This is a genomic window from Chryseobacterium foetidum, from assembly GCF_025457425.1.
Classification (GTDB): domain Bacteria; phylum Bacteroidota; class Bacteroidia; order Flavobacteriales; family Weeksellaceae; genus Chryseobacterium; species Chryseobacterium foetidum.
In genome coordinates this window covers 1,234,194-1,251,793 of sequence record NZ_JAMXIA010000001.1, presented here as the reverse complement: position 1 = coordinate 1,251,793, position 17,600 = coordinate 1,234,194, and the positions used below count along the sequence as shown (strand labels likewise).

Annotated in this window: 18 protein-coding genes; 2 read left to right on the top strand and 16 right to left on the bottom strand. The window is 36.6% G+C overall.

The window, feature by feature from the left end:
- Nucleotides 1-2: 2 nt before the first annotated feature.
- The 7 genes from NG809_RS05915 to NG809_RS05885 form a co-directional block, all read right to left on the bottom strand.
- Complete coding sequence (locus NG809_RS05915; RefSeq protein WP_262148897.1) at nucleotides 3-947, bottom strand: transketolase family protein; 945 nt, start codon at nucleotides 945-947, stop codon at nucleotides 3-5.
- Between the two features lie 87 nt (nucleotides 948-1,034).
- A complete protein-coding gene (locus NG809_RS05910; protein WP_262148895.1) occupies nucleotides 1,035-1,886 on the bottom strand; it encodes a transketolase in 852 nt (283 codons plus the stop codon).
- Nucleotides 1,887-2,206: 320 nt separating this feature from the next.
- Entirely contained in the window at nucleotides 2,207-2,644 is a 438-nt protein-coding gene (locus NG809_RS05905; RefSeq protein WP_262148893.1) for a hypothetical protein, read from the bottom strand.
- Between the two features lie 138 nt (nucleotides 2,645-2,782).
- Nucleotides 2,783-4,357 carry a sodium:solute symporter gene (locus tag NG809_RS05900; protein WP_262148891.1) on the bottom strand — a complete coding sequence of 525 codons (1,575 nt, stop codon included), beginning with the start codon at nucleotides 4,355-4,357 and terminating at the stop codon, nucleotides 2,783-2,785.
- Between the two features lie 358 nt (nucleotides 4,358-4,715).
- On the bottom strand, nucleotides 4,716-4,997 hold the full coding sequence (locus NG809_RS05895; protein ID WP_262148889.1) for a GNAT family N-acetyltransferase: 282 nt from the start codon (nucleotides 4,995-4,997) through the stop codon (nucleotides 4,716-4,718).
- Between the two features lies 1 nt (nucleotide 4,998).
- Nucleotides 4,999-5,397, bottom strand: a complete 399-nt coding sequence (locus NG809_RS05890) for an OsmC family protein (RefSeq protein ID WP_262148887.1) — start codon at nucleotides 5,395-5,397, stop codon at nucleotides 4,999-5,001.
- Between the two features lie 214 nt (nucleotides 5,398-5,611).
- The gene (locus NG809_RS05885; protein ID WP_262148885.1) at nucleotides 5,612-6,142 is read right to left on the bottom strand and encodes an NADPH-dependent FMN reductase; all 531 of its coding nucleotides are present in this window, start codon (nucleotides 6,140-6,142) and stop codon (nucleotides 5,612-5,614) included.
- 305 nt (nucleotides 6,143-6,447) lie between these two features.
- Between NG809_RS05885 and NG809_RS05880 the strand changes: the two genes are divergently transcribed.
- The gene (locus NG809_RS05880) at nucleotides 6,448-6,696 is read left to right on the top strand and encodes a hypothetical protein (RefSeq protein WP_262148884.1); all 249 of its coding nucleotides are present in this window, start codon (nucleotides 6,448-6,450) and stop codon (nucleotides 6,694-6,696) included.
- On the top strand, nucleotides 6,693-6,860 hold the full coding sequence (locus NG809_RS05875; protein WP_262148883.1) for a hypothetical protein: 168 nt from the start codon (nucleotides 6,693-6,695) through the stop codon (nucleotides 6,858-6,860). The genes NG809_RS05880 and NG809_RS05875 overlap by 4 nt, the downstream gene beginning before the upstream one ends.
- Nucleotides 6,861-6,918: 58 nt before the next feature.
- Here the strand turns inward: NG809_RS05875 and NG809_RS05870 are convergent, their stop codons facing one another.
- The 9 genes from NG809_RS05870 to NG809_RS05830 form a co-directional block, all read right to left on the bottom strand.
- The gene (locus NG809_RS05870) at nucleotides 6,919-7,818 is read right to left on the bottom strand and encodes a pirin family protein (protein ID WP_262152559.1); all 900 of its coding nucleotides are present in this window, start codon (nucleotides 7,816-7,818) and stop codon (nucleotides 6,919-6,921) included.
- 100 nt (nucleotides 7,819-7,918) lie between these two features.
- Nucleotides 7,919-8,236: a GNAT family N-acetyltransferase gene (locus NG809_RS05865; protein WP_262148881.1), complete on the bottom strand. Its 318-nt coding sequence runs from the start codon at nucleotides 8,234-8,236 to the stop codon at nucleotides 7,919-7,921.
- Nucleotides 8,237-8,322: 86 nt separating this feature from the next.
- On the bottom strand, nucleotides 8,323-9,726 hold the full coding sequence (locus NG809_RS05860) for an MFS transporter (RefSeq protein WP_262148880.1): 1,404 nt from the start codon (nucleotides 9,724-9,726) through the stop codon (nucleotides 8,323-8,325).
- A gap of 88 nt (nucleotides 9,727-9,814) precedes the next feature.
- Nucleotides 9,815-10,630: a hypothetical protein gene (locus NG809_RS05855; RefSeq protein ID WP_262148879.1), complete on the bottom strand. Its 816-nt coding sequence runs from the start codon at nucleotides 10,628-10,630 to the stop codon at nucleotides 9,815-9,817.
- A gap of 165 nt (nucleotides 10,631-10,795) precedes the next feature.
- The gene (locus NG809_RS05850; protein WP_262148877.1) at nucleotides 10,796-11,857 is read right to left on the bottom strand and encodes an agmatine deiminase family protein; all 1,062 of its coding nucleotides are present in this window, start codon (nucleotides 11,855-11,857) and stop codon (nucleotides 10,796-10,798) included.
- 27 nt (nucleotides 11,858-11,884) lie between these two features.
- Entirely contained in the window at nucleotides 11,885-12,898 is a 1,014-nt protein-coding gene (locus NG809_RS05845) for a PDDEXK nuclease domain-containing protein (RefSeq protein WP_262148875.1), read from the bottom strand.
- Nucleotides 12,899-12,920: 22 nt separating this feature from the next.
- A complete protein-coding gene (locus NG809_RS05840; RefSeq protein ID WP_262148874.1) occupies nucleotides 12,921-13,796 on the bottom strand; it encodes a carbon-nitrogen hydrolase in 876 nt (291 codons plus the stop codon).
- A 138-nt stretch (nucleotides 13,797-13,934) separates the two neighbouring features.
- Entirely contained in the window at nucleotides 13,935-15,605 is a 1,671-nt protein-coding gene (gene asnB, locus NG809_RS05835) for an asparagine synthase B (protein WP_262148872.1), read from the bottom strand.
- Between the two features lie 323 nt (nucleotides 15,606-15,928).
- Entirely contained in the window at nucleotides 15,929-17,593 is a 1,665-nt protein-coding gene (locus NG809_RS05830) for a GLPGLI family protein (RefSeq protein ID WP_262148870.1), read from the bottom strand.
- Nucleotides 17,594-17,600 lie beyond the last annotated feature (7 nt).

The following is a 17,600-nucleotide window of genomic DNA, read 5'->3' as shown; positions in this document are numbered from 1 at the left end:
GATTAAGCTAAAATTCTCTTCACTGCTTCAATAACAGCAGCAGAATCGATTTTGTATTTTTTCATTAATTCAGCTGGAGTTGCAGATTCTCCGAAAGTATCGTTTACAGCTACAAATTCCTGTCTTGTAGGTCTTTTCCTGGCCAGCATTCCGGCTACAGATTCACCTAAACCGCCAAGATAGTTGTGCTCTTCAGCAGTTACAATCTTACCAGTTTTTTCAACTGATTTTAAGATGATTTCTTCGTCCAAAGGTTTGATTGTGTGGATGTTGATTACCTCGCAAGAAATTCCCTCTTTTTCCAGCTCTTCAGCGGCAAGTAGAGATTCCCAAACCAGGTGACCTGTTGCAACGATTGTTACATCAGTTCCTTCCTGCAAAAGAATTCCTTTTCCGATTTCGAAAGGCATGTCTTCAGGAATAAAAACAGGAACTACCGGTCTTCCGAATCTTAAATAAACCGGACCTTCAAAATCAGCAATCGCTAAAGTTGCCGCTTTCGTCTGGTTGTAGTCACAAGTGTTGATAACGGTCATTCCCGGAAGCATTTTCATCATTCCGATGTCTTCCAAAACCTGGTGCGTTGCTCCGTCTTCCCCTAAAGTAAGACCTGCGTGAGAAGCACATATTTTTACGTTTTTATTGGAATAAGCGATCGATTGACGAATCTGGTCGTACACTCTTGAAGTAGAGAAGTTGGCAAAAGTTCCTGTAAAAGGAATTTTTCCGGTGATGCTCAATCCTGCAGCAAGGCCCATCATGTTTGCTTCAGCGATACCTACCTGATAGAATCTTTCAGGAGCTTTTTCGATGAATTTTTCCATTTTCAACGAACCAATAAGGTCTGCGCAAAGGGCAACAACATTCGGGTTTTTATCAGCCAATTCAGCCAATCCTGCTCCGAATCCTGAACGTGTATCTTTTTTTTCTGTATATGTATATTTCATGTGAAGTTTAAATTTATGATTGATAAATGATGTCTGATAATTGATACAAGTGAAAAATCATTTATCAATTATCACTGATCATTCATGTTAGTAATCCGCCGGAGCCTCTAAATATAATTGTTTGAATGCTGTATCCAACTGCTCATCATTCGGAGCTTTACCGTGCCATGCGTGAGTTCCCATCATGTAATCAACTCCGTTACCCATCTGAGTGTGAAGGATGATTGCCACTGGTTTTCCTTTTCCTGTTTCGGTTTTTGCTCTTTCAAGAATGGCGATCACTGTTTCTAAATCGTTACCGTTTTTCTCTTCCAGAACTGTCCAGCCGAAAGCTTCTAATTTTGCGTGAAGATTTCCTAAAGAAAGGACATTGTCTGTGCTTCCGTCAATCTGCTGTCCGTTATAATCAATAGTAGAAATGATATTGTCTACTTTTTTGGCAGCAGCATACATAAGAGCTTCCCAAACCTGACCTTCCTGCAATTCACCGTCACCGTGAAGGGTGTAGACCAAAGAAGAATCACCGTCTAATTTTTTACCCTGAGCAACACCTAAAGCTACAGAAAGTCCCTGTCCCAAAGATCCTGAAGCAATTCTAATTCCTTCCAGACCTTCATGAGTAGTTGGGTGACCCTGTAATCTCGAATCTAATTTTCTGAAAGTCTTCAGCTCTGCAACCGGAAAGAAGCCAAATCTTGCCAAAGTTGAATAGAAAACCGGAGAAATATGTCCGTTTGAAAGGTAGAAGTGGTCTTCATTTTTTCCTTCCATTGTGAATGGTAATTTGTAGTTCAGAATTTTACCGTAAAGTGCCGTAAAATATTCTGTACAGCCTAAACTTCCGCCTGGATGTCCTGAATTTACAGCGTGAACCATTCTCAAAATGTCTCTTCTGATTTGTGTTGTAAGAGATTTCAGCTCTTCAATACTTTTACTCATATATTAGGATTTATTATTAGAATTGATTGTATGCGAATTTACAATTTTTTGCCGGCTTACGGAAATTGAAGGTTGAGTGAAATGAGGAAGTTTTGTTTATTCTTACTTTTGAAATTACCCTTGTTTAGATTTAGTATTTTTAGTTTTTTTGAAGAAAAAAGTTAAACAGTAAGAATATTTTTCCGTTTTTTACTACTTTTCCCTGTCTGTTTTTATGTATCATCGCTCTATCATCGCTCTATGATCTCTCTATGATCGCTGTAAGGTGGTTTATTTAAATTTAAAAAATTAAACAGAGCCCGGAATATGAAAAACTGTATTTATGAATCAATAGAAAAATCAGTTAAATTTTCATTTTCAACAGTAAGATTAAAATGATAAAAAGGAGATTTTAAATCTTGAAATGATATTTCCAAAAATTTGTTTTCTCTTTCAATGATGAAAGTTGTTATTGCATTTATTTTAAATCTTTCTTTCCAATGATTAAAGTCAGATTCCAGTTCAGCTTCTTTTAATAAATTTATAAACTTCGTTGTTATTTTATCATCAATCTTATCTAATTCAGTAGAGTAACTATCCAAAAAATTAATGTGATTCAAATCTGGATTATTTTCATTTCCGTTAACAGAAAAGAGGATGAGATTTTGATTGTTAAGCCAAATTCTTTTTGAAGATTTTCCTTTTACAAGTTTAAATATTCCAATGTTTGATTGAAATGTTTTTTCCGGTTCTTTTTTAAAAAAATTAAATAATCCCATAGTGTTTTTGTTATATCAAATTGATTTGGGTTAAATTTTTCTTCGCAGCCCGGCCTGAATGTAGCTCTTTTTGTAAGCTAGGGAGAAAGCCAAGGCACAAAAAGCGGGAATGGAGGACGGAAATAGCTGTCCAAATAATTAAACCACCTTCAAATAATTCTTATTCTTCACCAACCACAGCCCAATAAACGTCAGCAATCCATTCAAAATAATCAATTCCACACCAATTCTGTAATCGGTATTTTCAGTGACGAAATAGTTGATGAGATAGGTGATTACCGGTGCTAAAAGGGTAACCGCAAGAATAGAATATTTTCTTGAAATTTTAAATTTAGTGAAAATTCCGAAGGCGAATAGTCCTAAAAGTGGTCCGTATGTGTAACCTGCGATTTCCATGATTAAATAGACAATCGACTTGTCATTCATAGCCTTGAAAACCATAATCAGAATAAAGAAAACCACCGTAAATGTCAAATGGATCTTCATGCGGAGGTGTTTTTTCTGTTTTTCGGTTCTGGTTTTGTCTTCATTTAGATTCAGCAAATCAACACAATATGAACTTGTTACTGCAGTTAAAGCTCCATCCGCAGAAGGAAATAAAGCTGAAATCAAACCGATGATGAAAATGACTGCAATCGTCATCGGGAAATATCCGTTGAGTGACAGAGCGGGAAACAGATCGTCGCCCATTATGTTTTTCACATTTCCAGCAGTATCTTTGAACCCGAAAACATTGGAAACAACTTCTTTTCCGTCGACAATGTTTGTAACTTCAGAATATCCCGCGCCGTTCTGCAAAGCGAAAAGGTAGAGTAAACCACCCAAAAATAAGAACGCCAAATTCACAAAAAGCAAAGTCCCTGCGAACGTCAGCATGTTTTTCTTGGAGTTTTTCAGGTTGTCTACGGAGATGTTTTTCTGCATCATTTCCTGATCCAAACCTGTCATAGCGATGGTAATGAAGATTCCGCCGAGAATGGTTTTCAGGAAGAATGTTTTGGAATTGGGATCAAAATTGATGAAATGGGTGTAATTTTTCTGCTCTAAAATAGTGTAAGCTTCGCCAAAAGATAGATTTAAATTGGATAAAATATAAACGATGCACGCAATCAGACTGATGATCATAAACGAAGTCTGCAGCGTGTCTGTAATCACAATGGTTTTTACGCCTCCTTCAAAAGTATATAAAAGTACCATTAATAAAAGCACCAAAGCCGTGACCCAAAACGGGACGCCAAGGCCTTCAAGCAAAAATATCTGTAAGACATTTACCACTAAATACAATCTTGCAGTTGCCCCAATCGCTCTTGAAACAATGAAGAATACCGAACCGATTTTGTGTGCTTCCACATTGAATCTTCTTCCTAAATAAGTGTAGATCGAGGTCAGATTCATTTTATAATAAAGTGGGAGAAGAATCGCAGCAACGATAAAATACCCTATGAAAAAGCCAATCACCATCATGTAATATTCAAACCCGCCGAAAATATATTCGCTTCCGTTCATTTTTCCGACTGTTCCCGGCACAGAAATGAATGTTACTCCGCTTAAGCTGGTTCCAATCATTCCGAAGGCAACGAGCCACCACTTGCTTTTTTTATTACCGATGAAAAAAGACTGGTTATCAGAGTTACGGCTGGTGAAGTAGGAAATCACCAAAAGCCCTACAAAATAGACAAATACAAACAGTAAAAGTACAGTTTCCGGATTCATGCTTACAATTAAATTTCAGCAAATATAGTTTTTTTTGGGATGTTGCGGGATGTGGGATGATGGATGATGGATGTTGTTTATTATTCTGTACAGTTTTAATGGATTTATAGATGTTTAAAAGGTCGAATGATGCTGAGTACCGTGTGTGGTTTCGCACAGATTTCACAGATGCACGCGGATTTTTTTTGAGCATTTGATAAAGCCACTAATACATGAATATTTACTGGAATTAAGAAAGTAAATTCGTGCATTCGTGGCCTCAACTTTATTTTCTCAGATTTTTATTCTTAATCATCTGTGAAAATCATTGTGATCTATGGGCAAAAAACATCCATCATCCAACATCCATCACCCCGCTTTACAAGACATCCTGCAAATCCTCATTCTTCTGGAACGTGGCTTTTGCAAACGGGCAGAGGGGAATGATTTTTTTATTGTTTTCTCTTGCGAATTTAACTGCTTTGATAAGCATTTCCTTTCCAACGCCTTTTCCATTGTAGGCTTCTTCCACCTCAGTATGATCGATGATGAAGCGGTCTTCACCAGCCCATGTATAGGTCATTAATCCGGCTTTTTGTCCATCTATTGAAGCTTCAAAGCTTCCGTGTTTTTTGTCGTCGTTTTGTTTTACTTCTATCATATTATGAAAATTTGGTTTGAATTTCTATTTCGTTGAGTAATATTTTGTGTACCGGACAGGCATCTGCGATGGCATGAAGTCTTTTCAGTTGATCTTCGTTTACATTGCTACCTTCAAAACTAATGTTTCTTTTAAAAACTGCCAATTTTGTAAGCGGAAAATTTTCCAGTTCTACTTCTACGTCTATGTTTTCGATGTCCCATTCTTTTCTGTCGATGTACATTCTCAAAGTCGCTGCGGTACAGCTCGCCAAAGAGGTTGCGAGAATTTCAAAAGGATTAAAACCTTTATTTTGTCCGCCCTTGTCGATGGGTTCGTCAGTGATCAGGGTATTTTCACCCGCAATTACTTGTGTGTAGTATTTTGTTTTGCCTAAGCTTGCTTTAACGGTTACAGACATGTTTATGAGTAATGAGTTATGGGTAATGAGTAATTATGATTGATGAATGATGATTGATAATTGATGAAAATTTCCTGCAGAGAACAATTATTTCACAAATTTCACTCTCTTTAGGAAAATCTCTGATTTTCAATCTTATGTGGTCTTTTTAACGCAAAGAATTTTAACTAAAACTAATGTGACTGATGTGTCAAAAATTTTTGTGGTCTAAATTTTAAGCAATCTGCGTTTTAAAACTTTCAATTTTTTCATTCAAATCTTTGAGCATTTCGGGATTGATAACACCGCTTTCCAGATCAAAATTTTCGTAAAATTTAGGGAGAGAAAACGTTTCTTTCACGTCTGCAGCAAACTGAGGGAAGAACGTTTTTGCTGTATTCATCACATTTCCACCACCATAACCACCGGGAGATGTTGACATCAAAAACATTGGTTTATTCTGGAAAACTTTTACATTAATTCTCGAAGCCCAGTCAAAAATATTTTTAAATGCCGCTGAGTAAGAACGGTTGTGTTCTGCAAGAGAACAGATTATGACATCACAGTTTTCAATTTGCTTTAAAAAATTGTGTGCTTCTTCAGGAAAACCATTTTTCTCACGGTCTACCGAAAAAACGGGCATGTCGAAATCATTAAGATCTATTAAATTGATTTCATCCTCAGGAAAACTTTTCAGAACAAACTTCACAAGCTCCCTGTTAATCGATGTGGAAGAATTGCTTCCGGCGAATGCTAATATTTTCATTGGTTATTTTATTTGATTCTTTTGTTTGAATTACGTAAATATAGAAAAATTGATTTAAAGTTGTCTGCCAACGAATATTACGCTTTTAAGAAATATTTCCATAATTCATTATTTTTAAATTCTGATTAGTGATAAATATAATTCATTGAAATTTCGAAAATAATATACAATTATGCAAGATTAATAAATTATCAATTTTATTTAAAATAAATACAAATATTATCTATTATTATAGTTTTTGTTCATTTTTATTAAATTATTCATAATTAATTCTATATTTGTGTCGATTTTAAATAATATATTTTATGAAAAAAATTATTTTATCATTAGGTGCTGTTGCGCTAATCAGCATGACATCATGTGAAAAGAAAGAAGCTACAAAAACGGACACCACACCGACAGAAAATACAGCTTCTACAAACGACACTGCGACTGACAACACTGCATCAACAGATGCTCCAAAAACTGTGATGGGAGTTGAGGTTCCAAAATTCAGCAATCCTGAGGCACAAAAATTTGCGGACGAATATGCTACATTTATGGCTGAAGCATGAAGTTTCTAAATCCGGAGATGCTGCAAAAATGCAGGAATTCAGTAAAAAAAACTCAGGAGTGGGCTACAAAGCAGGCGGAAATGGCGTCAAAAATGACTCCTGAAGATGCAAAGCTATGGTCTGATTTCGCAATGAAACTATCTCAGGCTCAAATGCCAAAATAACTTTTGATTTCAAAACAAAATCCTGAGCCACTTTGCAGAAAAGTGGCTTTTTTTAACTTTATTTTCTGTTCAGAATAGCCTTAGGCAGCGGCACAAATTCCTTGTCGTCTCCCGGAACCAAAGGAAATGCATCGTAATTCTGATCTTGCCAGTTCACTTTTGCCTCTTCAATTTTTTCCCTGTCTGAATGCACAAAGTTCCAGAAAATATGTCTTTCTTCAGGAAATGGTTCTCCTCCAAAAAGATAAATAGTGGTATTTTCATTAATTTCAAATTCACACAGCGAAGCATTTTTGGCGATTAACAACTGCTTTGTTCCATATTCCTGTCCTTCAATATTCACAGTGCCTTCCAAAACATACATTCCGACTTCGCCGAAAAGATGCTGTCCGATATTGAGTTTTTGTTTTGTTTTGCTTTTAATTTCAACAAAGTAGAGCGGACTGTGAACAGGAACTGCCGATTTTTTACCGAAAGCCTCGCCGGCAATCAGTTTGTAATCTGTATCTCCTTCCGTCCATGATGGTATTTCATCTGCTTCGATGTGGAAAAATGAGGGTTCGGTGTCTTCCATTTCTTTAGGTAATCCAATCCAGATCTGGAAACCGTGTAGAAACTGTGGTGAATTTCTCAGATATTCAGGAGTTCTTTCTGAATGAACAACGCCTTTTCCTGAAGTCATCCAGTTGACGGCTCCGGGCTTTATTTCAGTTGCAGAACCAAGGCTGTCGCGGTGAAAAATCGAACCTTCGAAAAGATAAGTCAATGTAGAAAGTCCGATGTGCGGATGTGGAGGAACGTCAAGATTTTGGTAATCTTTGAGTTCTGCCGGTCCCATGTGATCAATAAAAACAAAAGGTCCAACGGCTCTTTTTTCACGAAAAGGCAAAAGTCTGCCTACTAAAAAATTGCCTATGTCTGCAGCTCTTTCTTCTACAATCAGGCCTATATTTGACATCATATTATTTGAGTTTAGTTTAAATTTAACTGAAGTTTTGAAAATAAATATAGTTGTTTTTCAACATACATTACAAAAAGTCTGTTATTGTAATTAAAAATTAAAGCTTGTTGTAGCTCTCAAATCTTTCATCCACAATACGTTTCCAATCATTATTTTTTTTAATGAAAGCAAAAACGTACGGGCAAAAAGGAAGCAATTTTTTACCACTTTCTTCTATGTAAATCAATGTTTTTTCAACAACGGCGGCGGCAGCTCCGGTTCCGGCCAGTTCGGGTTCGGATTCTGTGTGGATTAGGGCGATTTGATGACTCGTTTCTTTGTAATCGATAAATGCGAAGTGACCGTTAAATTCGATTTCGAATCTCTTCTTGTTTTCATTTTTTACCAGATCAATGTTTTCAAATTCTGCTTTCATAAATTTTATTTTTGATTAAAACAAAGCTAAGAATTGCTCAGAAATCTGGCGTTGATGTGTGATAAGTTTTAAATTTAAATAAAATTTTACTCTTTTGAATTCATATTTCTGCCATCCGAGACGTGAAGTCGTCTGAAAACTAAACTTGAGAGAATTGTTAAAGCTCCCACAGTAAGGAAAGTGTAGCGGAAAGCGTTGTGGGTTTCGTGGCGAATAAGTTCAGTGCTGTTTTCAAAAATCTTTAAAACAATAAGTCCAAACGCAATCCCAAATCCGATGGCCAGCTGCTGATTTACCGAAATCAAAGAATTCCCGCTGCTGGTCTGGAAATTCCGTAAATCTGCAATGGAAATTGTATTCATCGATGTAAACTGTATCGAATTGAAAAATCCTAAAATGGCGATCACCGGAACAAACCAGTAAATTGAAGTATGAATATCCGGAATGGCAAGAAAACAGATCAGCATTCCGATGATGAAAGTATTGACCATTAAAGTTCGTTTATATCCGAATTTGTTTAAAATTTTAATAACCGAAGATTTACCAAACATAGCTGTGAGTGCCATCGGAGCGATAATCCAGCCGGAAATAACGGCAGACTGACCGTACGCAATCTGAATCATCAAAGGAAGTAACAAAGGAACCGAGCTGATTCCCAATCTTGTGGCAAGATTTCCTATAATTCCAACACGAAATGTCCGAACCTGAAATAAACTCAGAGGGAAAATAGGGTTGTTCCCTCTTTTTGCGTGGCGGTAATAATAGTAGAGGAATAAAAATCCTAAAATGAACACCAGCAGAACAGGCGTGATGTTCTGCATATCACCAAATAATTCCAGTGAAACTGAGAGCAGGAGAGAGGCTGCCGCAAAAATCATAAAACCTTTTAAATCAAAATCGGTATCTCTTGAATTGTAATTCGGCATATATTTTAAACCTAAAACAATTCCTAAAGCCCCAATCGGAATGTTGATGAGAAAAATCCAGTGCCAGGAAAGGTAATCGACCATGTAACCACCAACCAGCGGACCTAAAACCGGACCGATTAATGCGGGAACAATTGCAAAATTCATGGCTTTGAGCAATTCATTGCGGTTGAAAGTTTTAATTAAAGCTAATTTTCCAACTGGTGTCATCAGGCTTCCTCCAACACCCTGAATCACTCTTGAAATAACCAAATGCGTAAGATTCTGCGAAAGAGCACAAAAAACTGAACCCAAACTAAAAAGTACCAAAGCAAAAATAAAAACTCTTCTCGTCCCAAAATGGTCTGCCAAAAATCCACTTGCAGGCATGAAAACCGCAAGTGTTAAGACGTAACTTATAATTGCATTCTGCATATTCAACGGAGATTCGTTTAAATCTCTGGCAATGGATGGTAATGAGGTGTTGAGAATGGTAGAATCCAGCATCTGCATGAAAATCGCAGTTGCTAAAATTAAGGGAAGAACTTTTTTTACGGTTTGGCGGGGAGAGGTGGTTGTTGACATATTTCGAAAATGATTGTAGATGCAATTTTAAAACCATCCACTTGTCAGATGCAAAAAGTCCTGCGATTTCTCACAGGACTTTTAAATTTTATTTTCTAACCTTTTCAACGCCGATCCAGTCTTCGCCTTCTCTTTTTACCTGACTCAGGGTGTAGTTTTCGAAGTCGTCGGTTTTGTACTCGATATTATCTTTGTTTTGCTCAAACGGCATGATGTAGTAGAAGTCTTTATCTGTTTTATCAGATTTTGTTCCCTTCTTCATCGTCGGCATAAACTTGGTTTCAAATTTATACTTTGGAAGATACTGTTTTAATGAAGCGTAGAATGTTTTGTTACCTTTTTCATTCGGGATAATGTCAACAATTTTGAAATCATCTTTCTTCTTGTCAATCCACAAATAGTAGTTTTTTTCTTCTCCGGTTTTTCTGTTCAGTGAAGTAAATCCGAAGAATTCTTTAGGTACAAGTTCCTTGATTCTTTCAGGATCAACTTTAGTCCAGTATTCTCCTTTTGAAGGGTCTACGTAGCTTTCGAGGTTATACAGTAAAACCTGATTGTTCTGAAAATTTTTGTTTTTGAAGTACTGATCCAAAGAAAGTTCTGCCTTATCTCTGATTTCTTTGCCCTGATCACCGATTTTCTTTGTAGGATTCTGAGGATTTACCTTTTTTACAAATTCATATAAAACCACAGGTTTTACATCTTTAAGGTGAGGATAAGTTTTAAGCTGCTCTGCCTTTACCAGCCAGTAATACTGCTGATAATAGTCTTCTTTTTCCTTATCTTTTACAGTTTTATACTGGAGAGCGAGTTTCTTTGAATTCAGGAATTTTCCAAATTTACCCTGTCCGAAAGCCATACCCACAGCCAACAAAGCAAACAAAACACTTACTTTTCTTTTCATTACAAACACAGATTATAGATATAAATATTTTTTACTTTTCAAATATAATTATTTATTAGATAATAAGTTTAATATTTAGTTAAATTATCAAAATATTCTTCATTTCATTCAAAAAAACTTTAGAAAGAATATAAACTGAAATATTTTAAATAAAATTAAAACAAATTATACTGCCGGTTCCTGTTGGCTCAAACAATGAAAGCTTCCTAATCCCCAAATTATCTCTGTAGAATCTATTCCCACCACTTTTCTTTCCGGAAAACATTTTTGAATAATCTCCAAAGCCACAGGATCTTTATCGCAACGGTAAGTTGGAACAATCACGTGATGATTTGAAATATAAAAATTAGCATATGAAGCAGGAAGTCTCTGATCTTCCCAAATTACAGGATCAGGCATAGGAAGTTCAATAATATTCAAAGGAGTTCCGTCCGGAAGCTTCATTTCTTTAAGCTGACGAAGGTTGGTTTGAAGAATTTCATAATTGTCATCTTCAGGATTGTCTTCCACAACGGTTAGAACAGTGTTTTCGTTAACGAATCTGATGGTATCGTCGATGTGTCCGTCGGTGTCGTCGCCTACAATTCCGTCTTCTACCCACAGAATTTGTTCCTGTCCGTAATAGTTTTTCAGATATTCTTCAATCTCTTCCTGAGAAAGATGAGGATTTCGGTTTTTATTTAAAAGACATGATTTTGAAGTCAAAACAGTTCCTTTTCCATTAAATTCCACGCTTCCGCCTTCCATAACGATTCCGGGATGAAAAACAGGAATTTCAAATTCCTCCCCGATTTTGGTCGGAATGACATCATCAAGATCAAACGGCGGATACTTGTTTCCCCACGCATTGTAACCCCAGTCCACAATCACTTTTTGCTCTTCCGCATTTGGATTCACTAAAAAAGCCGGACCGTGATCTCTGCACCATGCATCGTTGGTTTCATTTTGATAAAACTCAATATTTTCAATATTTGCTCCGGCCTGCATGATACAGTCCATCGCAAATTTCTGCATTTCATCACCCTTCACGTTGATCCTTACAAACTCATCCTGAGATAATATTTTGATGAATTCAGAATATTTAGGATAAATTTCATCCAGTTTTCCGGGCCACGATTCTTCTTTGTGAGGCCAGCTCAGCCAGGTTGCTTCATGTGGCTCCCATTCTGCAGGGAATCTGTAGCCTAAATTTTTGGGAGTGTTTGTATGATTGTTTTCGTTGTTCATTTTTTGATTATTTGAGCGGAAAATTTATTAATTCTGAAATTTTTTCATTTCATTTTCAATTTCTTCGATTGTTGGAAGACTGCTTTTCAGATTGTCTGGAAGTTTTTCTACAAAACTTATTTCACTGATGCCGATGGGATTTGTGATTCCTCTCAAAGCAAATTCAGCTTCAATATTATCTTTGTCTTTGCAAAGAAGAATTCCGATTGTGGGGTTGTCTTCAGTTTCTTTTACCATGCTGTCTACAGCGGAAAGATAGAAATTGAGCTTTCCCGTAAATTCAGGTTTAAATGCTGTGTTTTTCAACTCGATAACGATGTAGCATTTTAATTTTGTATGATAAAAAAGCAGATCGAGATAATAGTCTTTTTTTGAAACTTCCAGATGATATTGCGAACCAATAAATGCAAAACCTTTTCCCAGCTCAAGAAGAAATTTGGCAATATGCTGTATGAGTTGGTTTTCAATGTCTCTTTCTTTGATATTTTGGTCGAAACTCAAAAAGCTGAAAATATAAGGATCTTTTAAAGTTTGATTGGCTAAATCTGATAGAGGTTTTGGTAAAGTATTTTCAAAATTATTAATAGATTTTCCCTGTCTTTCTAATAATTTCGTTTTAATCTGAACATCCAGAACGTCACGGCTCCAGTTGTTTTCGATACATTTTTCGGCATACCAAAATCTTAAATTCTGATCTTTTATTTTCTCAATGAGCAAAATATTATGTCCCCATGGTAATTTTGCAACAAGCTGTTGCAAAATTGTAACGTCTTGGTATTCATTGGCAAATTTAAGCATGTAACTGAGATTTCTCTCAGAGAATCCTTTTAGGTTTGGAAATTCAGATTTCAGATCTTTAGCAAGTTGTGGGATTACTCCTGCTGACCAGCCCTTTTCGCTCTGTTTTTTAGCAATATCATTACCGATGTTCCAGTAAAGCGTGATCATTTCAGCGTTTACAGATAAGGCAGCCTTTAGCTGAGAACTTAAAATTCTCTGCTTAATCTCTGTCAGTAAATGAGGGTAAACGCTGTTGATCATTTATATTGGATGAAAATTTAGTTTAATCTTCGTCAATAAATCTCTTCGTAATCGGTTGATAGCTGTCGATTCTTCTGTCTCTTAAGAAAGGCCAGTGTTTTCGGATGTAATCGGTTTGTGACAGATCAACTTCCGTAACTTCAACCTCTTCCTTATCGTGAGAACCGAGATATAAAAGTTTACCCTGAGCGTTTGTGACGAAACTTCCGCCCCAAAACTTCATTGCGCCATCCTGCTCAAAACCAACCCTGTTTACTGAAACCACGGGAAGTCCATTGGCTACCGAGTGCGAACGCTGTATTGTCTGCCATGAATTGTATTGATCTGCATTGGTTTCATCATCCTGATCCGTTGCCCAGCCGATAGCTGTAGGGTAAAACATAATTTCAGCTCCCATCAGAGCAGTAATTCTTGAAGCTTCAGGATACCATTGATCCCAGCAAATCAGAATTCCGATTTTAGCAAATTTGGTCTGGAAAACTTTATAACCTAAATCTCCAGGCGTGAAATAAAATTTTTCATAATACGCAGGATCATCAGGAATGTGCATTTTTCGGTATTTGCCAAGGTAAGTTCCGTCTGCGTCGATGACAGCGGTTGTGTTGTGGTATAATCCCTGAGTTCTTTTTTCAAACAGAGAAGCGATGATTACTACGCCTAATTCTTTTGCAACCTGCGAAAGTGCATCTGTTGACGGTCCGGGAATAGCTTCGGCAAGATCAAAATTATCGTAATCTTCCACATCGCAAAAGTATAGTGAGGTGAATAATTCCTGAAGGCAAACAATCTGAGCTCCTTTTGCTGCTGCTTCACGTACTTTTTCTATGGCTTTATCGAGGTTGGCCTGCTTGTCTGCAACGCAGGACATCTGTACAGTGCCTATTTTTATATTTGACATTTTAAACTTTTTTACAAAATTAAGATTAAAAAAAGACAATAGAAAAATCCCACGAAAAAACTTCGCAGGATTTTAATATTTATAAGACATCCATCACCCATCATCTAGCGCCCATCATCTAACATCTAACATCTAACATTAATAAGAATCTTCGTGTACCGAAACCACAGCTCTTCCGCTCGGATCATTCATCTTTTTGAATGCTTCATCCCATTCCAAAGCAATAGGAGTGGAGCAAGCCACTGAAGGAACAGACGGGACAGTTGCCGCAGCCGTTTCGCTTGGGAACTGTTCTTCAAAAATGGTTCTGTAACGGTATTCTTCCTTATTTTGCGGAGTGTTCAGAGGAAACCTGAATTTCGCATTGGTCATCATTTCATCCGTCACATATTTTTCAGCAATTTCTTTCAGACTGTCGATCCATGAATATCCAACTCCATCTGAGAACTGTTCTTTCTGTCTCCATGCGATAGATTCTGGTAAAAGATCTTCAAATGCTTTTCTGAGAACCCATTTTTCGATTTTTCCTTCAGATTTTTTAATCATTTTATCTGCAGGATTTACATTCATGGCAACATCCATAAATTCCTTGTCCAAAAACGGAACTCTTCCTTCAATTCCCCAGCTCATCAAAGCTTTATTCGCTCTCAAACAGTCATATAAATGAAGTTTTCCTAATTTTCTCACCGTCTCATCATGGAATTCCTTTGCATTTGGAGCTTTGTGGAAGTATAAATATCCGCCAAACAATTCGTCAGAACCTTCGCCTGATAAAACCATTTTAATTCCCATCGATTTAATCACTCTTGCAAGCAAATACATTGGGGTAGAAGCTCTGATCGTTGTCACATCGTAAGTTTCCAAATGATAAATAACGTCTCTTACAGCATCAATTCCTTCTTGAACAGTAAAATGAACTTCGTGATGCACACTTCCAATGTGATCTGCAGCTTTTCTGGCAGCTTCAAGATCAGGTGAGCCAACCAATCCAACTGCAAAACTGTGCAATCTCGGGTACCATGCTTCCTGAGTATCGCCGCTTTCAACTCTTTGTCTGGCATATTTTGCCGTAACTGCCGAAATAATGGATGAATCTAAACCGCCGGAAAGCAAAACGCCATAAGGAACATTACTCATTAATTGTCTGTGAACCGCCTCTTCAAGGCTTTTTCTGATTGCAGCAATGTCTGTCTCATTATCTTTTACTGCATCAAAATCTACCCAATCTCTTGTGTACCACTGCTGAAGTTCTGAACCTTCAGGGCTGAAAACATAATGACCGGGCAAAAAAGTTTCGATGGATTTGCAGACCCCTTCCAAAGCTTTGAGTTCGGAAGCTACATAATAGTTTCCGTTTTTGTCCCAACCCTGATAGAGCGGGCAGATACCCATGTGGTCTCTCGCGATGAGATAAACGTCGTTTTTGATATCATATAAAGAGAAAGCGAAAATTCCGTTTAGTTTTTCGATGAAATCTTTGCCGTATTTTTCGTATAAAGCGATGATGACTTCACAATCTGATTCAGTTTGGAATTCGTAATCGGGAAATTCTGTTTTCAGCTCTCTGTGGTTGTAAATTTCACCGTTGACTGCCAACACAATATTTGTGTCTTTGGAAAATAAAGGTTGTTTTCCTGAAGTAGGATCTACAATTGCCAGTCTTTCGTGAGAGAAAACTACTTTTTCGCTTTGAAAGACTCCGCTCCAGTCCGGGCCACGGTGACGAATTTTTTTTGACATCTCCAGAACCTGAGGTCTGAGGATTTCTGTGTTTTGTTTAGCATCAAACAGGCATACAATTCCGCACATATTTTATTTATTTAAGACAAAAGTAAAATTATAATTAAATTTTATCAAATTAATTTGTAGATTGCCTAATATTTTTAACTAAATAGTTCTATCTGATTAATTAAATTAATTTTATCAATAAGGATTTATTGATTTGGTTAAAATTTTTCACTTAGAAGCATTGAAAGCTTTAAAAATCAGGAAAATTGAAATTTTTTATAAAATAATGGTAATTAGGTATTGGTGATATGAAAAAAATTCCCGTACTTTGAACCGAAATAATTTTTTTTCATCATTTGTGTTTTTACCTTCTTGCAAGTCAATTGCAAGGAGGTTTTGTTTTTTTAGCCCTCACCCAAAAGAACAGCCGAAACATTCCATGCGCTGAAACTGCTTCCTTCTGAAGCACCCTGAGGAATCTTAACCTGAATGCGGTGTTTCCCTGCTTTTAAATTTCCCATTTCTATAAACTGAGGATTGGTAACAGTTCCGGGACACCAGTTTGAGCGACTCAAATCTGAAGAAGAAAGTCCATCAGCAAAATTGCCTGAAGCGGGATTGAAAAGTCGGTAAGAACCACATTCTGACCTCCAGGGAATGAATGAGAAAATCTGTTTACCGTCAACCAGAATCGTGTTGGATTTTTGGATAAATTCGTCGCCGTTTTCCCAGCCGCCGTGTCCGGTTGTTATGTATCGCATGGTAATATTTTTAATTTCTCTATCAAGGGTGAATTCCACTTCAAGACCTTTTTCGCTGCTGAACATGGTCGAATAATCCTGACCTGCCATTTCCATAATATTGATGGTGCTGAAAACAGGAATTACCATATTGTTTTTGTGAACCTGCTGCGAGCTTTTGTGAATTGTAATGTCTAAACTTACTTTATGACCACCTTTGTCATAATTTCCGATGAATGTTCCAATCCAGATTTCTTTTTCGGAAAGTGCAGGTTTTAACTCAGTGATATCCTGCCGAAACGGGCTTACTGTTTGCCAAACCTTATCTTTCAATTGGATATGATTAAATTTATTTATCCCGAAAGAGGTGAAAAAACGCATCATTTCAACTGCCGGAAGATAATTTTCTGTAGCTGTTACGCCGTAATATTGTTTCCCGTTGCCGTTCTCAAAAAGCGGAAGTGTTTTTACGCCATTTTGAAGACCGTCGAAAAAACTTTGTTTTTTATCTTCAGGAATGTAGAAAACGGTTCCGGTTCTGTCATAAGCATCGCCGTTGGACTGCTGTTTTACCTCCACAAAGATGTTTTCTCCTGCGGAAATTTTAGGGAACTTTACTTTCTTTAAAATGATTGTTCCATTGGCAAATCTTTTTATACTGTCGTTTGATTTTGATTCTTCCGAAAAATTGATTATTTCATTTTCAAAAACTTTTATTGTGGTAAATTTACTTCTCCACAGCAAATCTCTGTAACTTAAAAGGTCGGTTTTCGCTGGTTCTTTATTAATAATTTTTTCAATGCCTGTTTTCTTTATTTTTTTAATGGAAACTGCAGTTGTTGCTGAGTTTCCGTTTCTTTCAATTTGAAGAACCAATCCCAAATTCTGTCCAAGACTTGATGGTCCGCCTTTCATTTTTAAATCATTGGTGTACCAAACTTCGATGGTGTTTGAATTGATTTTTGTGACTGCTTTTTTACAGTTGTAACCAAGGATTTTTTTGGTTTCTGAAGTCATTTCAAATTCCTGTTTAGCAATAGATTCAGAATCAGAAGTTGAAACGATTTTATTTGAATTTAAAAATCCGAAAGAGACAATCGTGTTGCTTGGTTTTTCGATTTTACTTATCTCAAAGGGAAATTCTGTCTTTTGATTTTTAATATTTGTGTTTAAAATATAATTTTCTGTTTCACTCACCCAGGCTATCGTTTTGGACTGATCAGATTGTACTTTTCCGTTGTAGGAACTTTCGTATTCGATCTCGTAAATCTGAGCATGATTTAAAATGGATAAAACTAAAAAACAAAATAGGAGAATTGATTTTTGCATGATGTAA

Excerpts from the sequence above, each read along its gene's own strand:
- NG809_RS05915 (WP_262148897.1), bottom strand. The coding sequence starts at position 947 with ATGAAATATACATATACAGAAAAAAAAGATACACGTTCAGGATTCGGA.
- NG809_RS05910 (WP_262148895.1), bottom strand. The coding sequence starts at position 1,886 with ATGAGTAAAAGTATTGAAGAGCTGAAATCTCTTACAACACAAATCAGA.
- NG809_RS05905 (WP_262148893.1), bottom strand. The coding sequence starts at position 2,644 with ATGGGATTATTTAATTTTTTTAAAAAAGAACCGGAAAAAACATTTCAA.
- NG809_RS05900 (WP_262148891.1), bottom strand. The coding sequence starts at position 4,357 with ATGAATCCGGAAACTGTACTTTTACTGTTTGTATTTGTCTATTTTGTA.
- NG809_RS05895 (WP_262148889.1), bottom strand. The coding sequence starts at position 4,997 with ATGATAGAAGTAAAACAAAACGACGACAAAAAACACGGAAGCTTTGAA.
- NG809_RS05890 (WP_262148887.1), bottom strand. The coding sequence starts at position 5,397 with ATGTCTGTAACCGTTAAAGCAAGCTTAGGCAAAACAAAATACTACACA.
- NG809_RS05885 (WP_262148885.1), bottom strand. The coding sequence starts at position 6,142 with ATGAAAATATTAGCATTCGCCGGAAGCAATTCTTCCACATCGATTAAC.
- NG809_RS05880 (WP_262148884.1), top strand. The coding sequence starts at position 6,448 with ATGAAAAAAATTATTTTATCATTAGGTGCTGTTGCGCTAATCAGCATG.
- NG809_RS05875 (WP_262148883.1), top strand. The coding sequence starts at position 6,693 with ATGAAGTTTCTAAATCCGGAGATGCTGCAAAAATGCAGGAATTCAGTA.
- NG809_RS05870 (WP_262152559.1), bottom strand. The coding sequence starts at position 7,818 with ATGTCAAATATAGGCCTGATTGTAGAAGAAAGAGCTGCAGACATAGGC.
- NG809_RS05865 (WP_262148881.1), bottom strand. The coding sequence starts at position 8,236 with ATGAAAGCAGAATTTGAAAACATTGATCTGGTAAAAAATGAAAACAAG.
- NG809_RS05860 (WP_262148880.1), bottom strand. The coding sequence starts at position 9,726 with ATGTCAACAACCACCTCTCCCCGCCAAACCGTAAAAAAAGTTCTTCCC.
- NG809_RS05855 (WP_262148879.1), bottom strand. The coding sequence starts at position 10,630 with ATGAAAAGAAAAGTAAGTGTTTTGTTTGCTTTGTTGGCTGTGGGTATG.
- NG809_RS05850 (WP_262148877.1), bottom strand. The coding sequence starts at position 11,857 with ATGAACAACGAAAACAATCATACAAACACTCCCAAAAATTTAGGCTAC.
- NG809_RS05845 (WP_262148875.1), bottom strand. The coding sequence starts at position 12,898 with ATGATCAACAGCGTTTACCCTCATTTACTGACAGAGATTAAGCAGAGA.
- NG809_RS05840 (WP_262148874.1), bottom strand. The coding sequence starts at position 13,796 with ATGTCAAATATAAAAATAGGCACTGTACAGATGTCCTGCGTTGCAGAC.
- asnB (WP_262148872.1), bottom strand. The coding sequence starts at position 15,605 with ATGTGCGGAATTGTATGCCTGTTTGATGCTAAACAAAACACAGAAATC.
- NG809_RS05830 (WP_262148870.1), bottom strand. The coding sequence starts at position 17,593 with ATGCAAAAATCAATTCTCCTATTTTGTTTTTTAGTTTTATCCATTTTA.